The sequence below is a fragment of the Rhizobium sp. M1 genome, from assembly GCF_002531805.1.
GTDB lineage: Bacteria > Pseudomonadota > Alphaproteobacteria > Rhizobiales > Rhizobiaceae > Rhizobium > Rhizobium etli_C.
The window spans coordinates 164,300-171,187 of record NZ_NWSW01000018.1 but is presented as its reverse complement, the minus strand read 5'-3'; the positions used below and the strand labels follow the sequence as shown (position 1 = coordinate 171,187).

Genomic DNA, 6,888 nt, shown 5'->3' with positions numbered 1-6,888 from the left:
CCGGCCGCAACTGGATGGGCACCGCCTTCGGCGGCGCCCGCGGCCGCACCGATGTGCCGAAGATCGTCGACTGGTACATGCAGGGCAAGATCCAGATCGACCCGATGATCACCCACACGATGCCGCTCGAAGACATCAACAAGGGCTTCGAGATGATGCACAAGGGTGAAAGCATCCGCGGTGTGGTGGTCTACTGATGGCTTCGACGACTTACACAGCCGACCTCAAGAGCGTCAATGAGCTCCTCGCGCGGGAGCTCTACGACCTCTTGAAAATGCGTGTCGATGTCTTCGTCGTCGAACAGAACTGTGCCTATCCGGAACTCGACGGCAAAGATATCGATGCCCTGCATCTACGGCTGATGGAGAGCGGCGAACTCCTGGCTTCGGCGCGGATCCTGAAACCGCACGGGCCGCAGGATCCGTCAAAGATCGGTCGCGTCGTCGTCTCGCCCGCCCATCGCGGCAAGCGGCTGGGCGATGCATTGATGAGCGAAGCGATCTCTGCTTGCGAACGGCTTTATCCGGCAAACCCCATCGGCTTGTCGGCGCAGGCCCACCTGCGCCGATTCTACGAAGCTTTCGGTTTCGTCGTGGCATCGGAGGAATATCTGGAAGACGGCATTCCCCATATCGATATGGTCCGCCAGCTTGCCATCCAGCCGGCAAGGATATTGTCATGATCTATGTCGATGCCGATGCCTGCCCGGTGAAGCCGGAAGTCCTGAAAGTTGCCGAACGCCACGGCCTCGAAGTTACCTTCGTCGCCAATTCCGGCCTGCGCCCATCGCGCGATCCGATGGTTCACAACGTCATTGTTTCCAACGCCTTCGATGCCGCCGACAACTGGATCGCCGAGCATGCCGGTCCGGGCGACGTCGTCGTCACTGCCGACGTACCGCTCGCCGTGCGCTGTGTCGCCACCGGCGCTTTCGTCAGCGGCCCGACGGGCCGTGTCTTCGACGAGACCAATATCGGCATGGCAAGCGCCATGCGCGATCTCGGCGCGCATCTGCGCGAAACCGGCGAGAGCAAGGGCTACAACGCCGCCTTCAGCCCGAAAGACCGCTCACGCTTCCTCGAAACCTTCGATCGCCTCTGCCGCCGCGCCAAGAGCCTCTCCTCGAGGGCTGGCCGGCAGCCCTGATCACGCCCGCATGAAACGGGTGGCATGGCGGCCATGCGGATTCCCCACCTTGAACGCAGCCGTCCCCTCACGCATATAGACGCTATCGCAGACGACTGCGGCATCCTGACGGATGCAACGTCGCGGGGACGGCCTCGCTCTTGAACAAGGAGAGTCGCATGGCCTGGTTTCTGCTTTTTCTTGCCGGTCTTTTCGAATGTGGTTGGGCGATCGGCCTTAAATATACGGATGGTTTCACGCGGCCGTTGCCGACAGCGTTGACTGTCATATCCATGGTGGTCAGCATCGTGCTGCTCGGCCTGGCGGTGAAGCATCTGCCGATCGGCACCGCCTATGCGGTCTGGACCGGCATCGGCACGGTCGGCACCGTGCTGCTCGGCATCTGGCTGCTCGGCGATGAGGCAAGTGTCTCCCGTCTTGCCTGTATCACGCTGATCGTCGGCGGCATCGCCGGTCTCAAGCTCACTGCCTAAATAAAGAAAACGCTGCGGGGCATTGCAACGCCCCGCAGCCTATATCATCAGGCTGTCTTGCGGCTGTCGACGGCAAACGCACCGGGGCCGGAGAAGAACAGGTAGAGGAAGACGAAGCAGAACAGGATCGCGGCGTCGCCCTCATTGACAACGGGGAAGAAGCTACGCGGCGCATGCGCCATGAAATAGGCGACCGCCATTTGGCCGGCCAGCACGAAGGCGACGGGACGCGTCAGCAGGCCGACGAGAATGAGGATGCCGCCGACCAATTCCAGGAGAGCCGCAAAAAGCATCAGCGGCGGCAGCGAGCCCTCCATCGCCGGAATCGGGAAACTGAAAAGCTTCATCGTGCCATGTTCGATGAACAGCAGCGCGGTGATGATTCTGAGAGCGGCCAGCCCATAGGGCTGATAGGCAGAAAGACGCTCGAAACTTGACATAAAACCTCTCCATTTAAAATATTGCAGCCGAGCGTTAGCCCGTCCCCGACAGGGATTGAACACACGGATCGCTGACATCCGTTCACTTTTTCGACAGCAGGCAAACACCTGAGCCGGCGGCTTTATTCATTTTCGAATGTCAGAGCGGAATGTTGTCGTGTTTCTTCCACGGATTGGCGAGATCCTTGTTGCGCAGCATCTTCAGGCCTCGCGCCAGCCGCCTCCGGGTCGAATGCGGCATGATCACCTCGTCGACATAACCGCGCTCGGCGGCGACGAAGGGGGACAGGAACCGGTCCTCGTACATTTTCGTATGGGCGGCGATCTTTTCCGGATCGGCGATATCCTTGCGGAAGATGATCTCGACCGCGCCCTTGGCGCCCATCACGGCGATCTGCGCCGTCGGCCAGGCATAGTTCAAGTCGCCACGCAGATGCTTCGACGCCATCACATCATAGGCGCCGCCGAAAGCCTTGCGGGTGATGACGGTGAGCTTCGGCACCGTCGCCTCGGCATAGGCAAAGAGCAGCTTGGCGCCATGTTTGATGAGCCCGCCATATTCCTGCGCGGTGCCCGGCAGGAAGCCCGGCACGTCGACGAAGGTGACGATCGGAATGTTGAAGCAGTCGCAGAAGCGCACGAAGCGGGCGGCCTTACGCGAGGCGTCGCTGTCGAGCACGCCGGCCAGCACCATCGGCTGGTTGGCGACGAAGCCGACGGTGGAACCTTCGATGCGGCCGAAGCCGCAGACGATGTTTCCGGCAAAGCTCGCCTGGATCTCGAAGAAATCCCCCTCGTCCGCCACCTTCCGGATCAGTTCCTTGATGTCATAAGGCTTGTTGGCGCTCGCCGGCACCAGGGTGTCGAGCGAGGCGTCGGTCTCCGTCACCGACTGGTAACATTCGATCTCGGGCAGCGGCGCGGTGTTCGAAAGCGGCAGGAAATCGATCAGCCGGCGCACCTGCAGCAGCGTTTCGACATCATTCTCATAGGCGCCGTCGGCAATCGAAGAGCGGGTGGTATGCACCACCGCGCCACCGAGTTCCTCAGCGGTTACCGTCTCGTTGGTGACGGTTTTCACCACATCGGGGCCGGTGACGAACATGTAGGAGGTATCGCGCACCATGAAGATGAAATCGGTCATGGCAGGCGAATAGACGTCGCCGCCGGCGCAGGGACCCATGATGACGGAGATCTGCGGGATAACGCCCGAAGCGAGCACGTTGCGCTGGAACACTTCGGCATAACCGCCAAGTGCGGCCACGCCTTCCTGGATACGGGCACCGCCGGCATCATAGATGCCGACAATCGGCGCGCGGTTTTTCAGCGCCATGTCCTGCACCTTCATGATCTTCTCGGCATGCGCTTCCGAAAGCGAGCCGCCGAAGACGGTGAAGTCTTTGGCGAAGACGAAGACCGTTCGGCCATTGACCGTACCCCAGCCGGTGACGACGCCGTCGCCGGCAATACGGCTTTTGTCCATGCCGAAATCGGTGGAGCGATGTTCGACGAACATGTCGAACTCCTCGAAGGATCCCTCGTCGAGGAAGAGATCGATGCGCTCGCGCGCGGTCAGCTTGCCACGCTTATGCTGAGCCTCGATACGCGCCTTGCCGCCGCCAAGGCGGGCGATGCCGCGCCGGCGTTCCAGTTCTTCGAGAATTTCCTTCATGCGATCTCCCTCACCGCCTGCGTGTTCGATATGCGCTAGAGCATGATGCCGAAAAGTGTGAGCGGTTTTCGCACGACATCATGCTCTAACTCTTTAATTTAGAACAGGATTCAGATTTTAGGCCGATCGGGCCTAAGATCATCCTGTTCTAGCGGCTGCGTCCGCTGAGCGAGAAAACCGAGCGTATCCTGGCTGCCACATCCTCGGCGATGATTTCGTCGGCAAGCTTGGGATCGGCGGCCATGCTGGTCACGTCGAAGGCGCTGACGGCGATCACCGACCCATCCTCCACCGAAGCCGCGTCGACGCTGATCTTGGCGACGTTGCGGTCCTTCTGGAAGCCGAGGCCTTTCTGGATGGATATCACGCGGATCGTCAGCACAACCCGCGGCAGCACGGTATCACGCGCAGTGGCATTGATCGCGGCATTGACGCGGTCGTTGATGCCGGAGAGCAGTTCGGCCGGCATGTTCGGTCCGGAGAGAACGACGGCGCTGCGCACATCGTAGAGCTGCGGCGCAGGCTTCGGACCTAAAAGGCTGGCGCAGTCCGTGAGCGCAATACAGACGAGTACGGCCCGGCAAAAACTCGACCTCAGCCAATTCATGACAAAATCCCGCACCCACCCCGTTGGAGTCGCAGTTTCGTCATAATGCCCGGGAAGGCAATATGTTTCAGGCGCTTAGGGCGAAAAAAACATCCGCCGCCGCCTTGAACTCGACAAAGCGCTTGGCGCGGCGCTCCTCGGCTTCCTCGTCGCTGCCCCAATGCTCGATCGTCCAGTCCTCGTCGAGATGGGCAAGCGACCACACCTCCTCCACCGTCAGCCGGCCCTCGGCAAAGGCGAGTGCCAGGATCGCCGAACCGGTCAGCGTCGTGATGGTGTGGAGAGCGGCGAGCGCCATCGGGCTCTGATGCCGCGCCAGCGTGATGGCAAAGGCTGCGGTCGCCTCGCGCGGCTGCTCGTGGTGCATCACCCCCTCAATGAGGATGAAGCGGGCGCCCAGATCATTGGCCGCCCAGTCGATTACCGGATCCCAGCGCTCCCTCTGGCGCTCGACCAGCAGTTCGGGTCCCTCGGCGCGGTAGCAGAGGAGGTCGCTCGAGGAAAAGCGCAGGATGTCTTCGAAGATCGCCTGCGCATTGGTGGCCACGCCGTCGAGCGCGGTGTTGACGAGCCGCGTCACCGGCATGGTCACGGGATCGATCTCCTGGCCTTGGGCCTGCCATTCGGCGGCGACAAGCTGCGCGAGCGCTTCGGTCCGCACGGCGAGAACCTGCCGCGCCGGCGTGCGCACCATCTTGCCGTCGAGCGTGATCGCAAAACCGCCCTCATGCTCGGCAACCGCGACCTCGGCATAGAAGCGCTTCGGCAGCGGTTTCTTCATCTGAATTTGCGCCCGGCGGATGGGATCGGGATGGCTCAGGCCTTCGGAAAGATCGTTCAGCAGATCGCGCATGGGCTCACCTCAGGAAAAATGGCGCAATATCTCGTTCGGATGATAGGCGATCGCATCGGCGCCATTGGCGATCAGCTCATCCACGCTAGCATAGCCCCAGGCAACGCCGATCGCCTTGGCGCCGGCGGCCTTTGCCATCTGCATATCGTAAACCGCATCGCCAATGACAATGGCATCGCGCGCGTTCATGCCGGTTTCGTCACAGCATTCCGTCACCATGGCCGGATGCGGTTTGGAGGGGCAATCGTCGGCGGTGCGCGCAACGACAAAATGCTGGTCGAAGCCGTGCGTCTCCATCACGAGCTTCAGCCCGCGACGGGATTTGCCGGTCACCGCCCCGATCAGCAGATCCTCGCGGCCGCTGATCGCGTCGATCATCTCGCGGATGCCGGCAAACAGCGGCTCCCTGTAGTCGAGATCCTGGCGCACGACCGTAAACAGCGATTTGTAATGCGCCGTCATGTCGATGTCCTGCTGCTCGACATGCGGCCTGCCCTGCATGCGGGCGATCGCGATATCCAGCGACAGGCCTATAATGGCCTTGGTGTCCTCAAACCGCGGTTCCGGCTTGCCGAACTTCTCGAAGGTGCGGCGCATCGTTTCGTGGATCAGCCCAGCGCTGTCGACCAGCGTGCCGTCGCAATCGAAAAGCGCAATTTTCATTCACTATCCCTTTCAGCACCGGCAAGATCGAGGCCGAGGAGGTTCCAGGTCTGCACCATATGCGGCGGCAACGGCGCGCTGACGCGCAGGCGACCGCCGGAAGGGTGCGGAATATCGATATGGCGCGCGTGTAGATGCAGACGCTTCTGGATACCGCCCGGAAAATCCCAATTCGGATCGTCGTCGAAATATTTCGGATCGCCGATGATCGGATGGCCGATGTGCAGGGCATGGACGCGCAACTGGTGGGTACGACCGGTATAAGGCTCCATCTCCAGCCATGCGAGGTTCTGCGCCGCCGTCTCCAGCACGCGGTAGAAGGAAATCGCATGATCGGCGCCGTCCTCGCCGTGTTTGGCGATGCGCATGCGATCGCCATCGGCGGTTGGCTCCTTGACGAGCCAGGTCGAGATCTTGTCCTCGTGCTTGCGCGGCACGCCCTTGACCAGTGCCCAGTAGGTCTTCTTGGTATCGCGCTCGCGGAAGGCGGCCGTCAGCTTCTGTGCGGCGCCGCGTGTGCGGGCGATGACGAGAACGCCTGACGTGTCGCGGTCGAGGCGGTGGACGAGCCGCGGCTTCTCGCCCTTGGGACTGATCCAGGCTTCGAGCATCTGGTCGATATGCCGGGCGACACCGGAGCCGCCCTGCACCGCAAGCCCGGGCGGCTTGTTGAGCACGATCACCTTTTCGTCCTCGTGCAGCACCATGCGCGACAGGAGTTCGAAATCGCTGGCATGCTTGAGATCCTTGCCGGCGATCGGACCGGATTTCAGCTTCGCATCGACATCGAGCGGCGGCACGCGCACCGTCTGGCCGGGCTGCACGCGCGCGTCCGATTTGACACGGCCGCCGTCGACGCGCACCTGGCCGGAGCGCAGCAGCTTCTGCAGCGGACCGAAGCCGAGCCCGGGAAAATGCACCTTGAACCAGCGATCGAGCCGCATGCCGGCTTCGTCGGGTTCAACCTTGATATGTTCTATGCCAGCCATAGTCGATCTTTCGGAAATTGCCGCACGGGCCGAGCCGGCGTTCTT

9 protein-coding genes and 1 pseudogene are annotated in these 6,888 nt (G+C 61.7%); 4 read left to right on the top strand and 6 right to left on the bottom strand.

The window, feature by feature from the left end; translation table 11 throughout:
- The 4 genes and pseudogenes from CO655_RS19145 to sugE form a co-directional block, all read left to right on the top strand.
- Positions 1 to 197, top strand: a pseudogene (locus CO655_RS19145) (S-(hydroxymethyl)glutathione dehydrogenase); the annotation flags it as partial.
- Positions 197 to 682 (top strand): GNAT family N-acetyltransferase, encoded by a 486-nt coding sequence (locus CO655_RS19140; RefSeq protein WP_097665950.1) that lies wholly within the window; start codon positions 197 to 199, stop codon positions 680 to 682. The pseudogene CO655_RS19145 and the gene CO655_RS19140, both read left to right, overlap by 1 nt.
- On the top strand, positions 679 to 1,146 hold the full coding sequence (locus CO655_RS19135; protein WP_097605107.1) for a YaiI/YqxD family protein: 468 nt from the start codon (positions 679 to 681) through the stop codon (positions 1,144 to 1,146). Before CO655_RS19140 ends, CO655_RS19135 begins: the two co-directional genes overlap by 4 nt.
- A 158-nt stretch (positions 1,147 to 1,304) precedes the next feature.
- The gene (gene sugE, locus CO655_RS19130) at positions 1,305 to 1,619 is read left to right on the top strand and encodes a quaternary ammonium compound efflux SMR transporter SugE (protein WP_010026457.1); all 315 of its coding nucleotides are present in this window, start codon (positions 1,305 to 1,307) and stop codon (positions 1,617 to 1,619) included.
- A gap of 47 nt (positions 1,620 to 1,666) precedes the next feature.
- Here the strand turns inward: sugE and CO655_RS19125 are convergent, their stop codons facing one another.
- From CO655_RS19125 to CO655_RS19100, 6 genes are all read right to left on the bottom strand, one after another.
- Complete coding sequence (locus CO655_RS19125) at positions 1,667 to 2,059, bottom strand: DoxX family protein (protein ID WP_097605108.1); 393 nt, start codon at positions 2,057 to 2,059, stop codon at positions 1,667 to 1,669.
- A gap of 139 nt (positions 2,060 to 2,198) precedes the next feature.
- Entirely contained in the window at positions 2,199 to 3,731 is a 1,533-nt protein-coding gene (locus CO655_RS19120; protein ID WP_097605109.1) for an acyl-CoA carboxylase subunit beta, read from the bottom strand.
- Between the two features lie 148 nt (positions 3,732 to 3,879).
- Complete coding sequence (locus CO655_RS19115) at positions 3,880 to 4,338, bottom strand: hypothetical protein (protein WP_097665948.1); 459 nt, start codon at positions 4,336 to 4,338, stop codon at positions 3,880 to 3,882.
- Between the two features lie 67 nt (positions 4,339 to 4,405).
- Positions 4,406 to 5,191, bottom strand: a complete 786-nt coding sequence (locus CO655_RS19110; protein WP_097665946.1) for an ATP12 family chaperone protein — start codon at positions 5,189 to 5,191, stop codon at positions 4,406 to 4,408.
- A gap of 9 nt (positions 5,192 to 5,200) precedes the next feature.
- Positions 5,201 to 5,854, bottom strand: a complete 654-nt coding sequence (locus CO655_RS19105; RefSeq protein WP_097605112.1) for an HAD-IA family hydrolase — start codon at positions 5,852 to 5,854, stop codon at positions 5,201 to 5,203.
- Positions 5,851 to 6,843 carry an RluA family pseudouridine synthase gene (locus CO655_RS19100; protein ID WP_097665944.1) on the bottom strand — a complete coding sequence of 331 codons (993 nt, stop codon included), beginning with the start codon at positions 6,841 to 6,843 and terminating at the stop codon, positions 5,851 to 5,853. The genes CO655_RS19105 and CO655_RS19100 overlap by 4 nt, the downstream gene beginning before the upstream one ends.
- Positions 6,844 to 6,888: the final 45 nt, after the last annotated feature.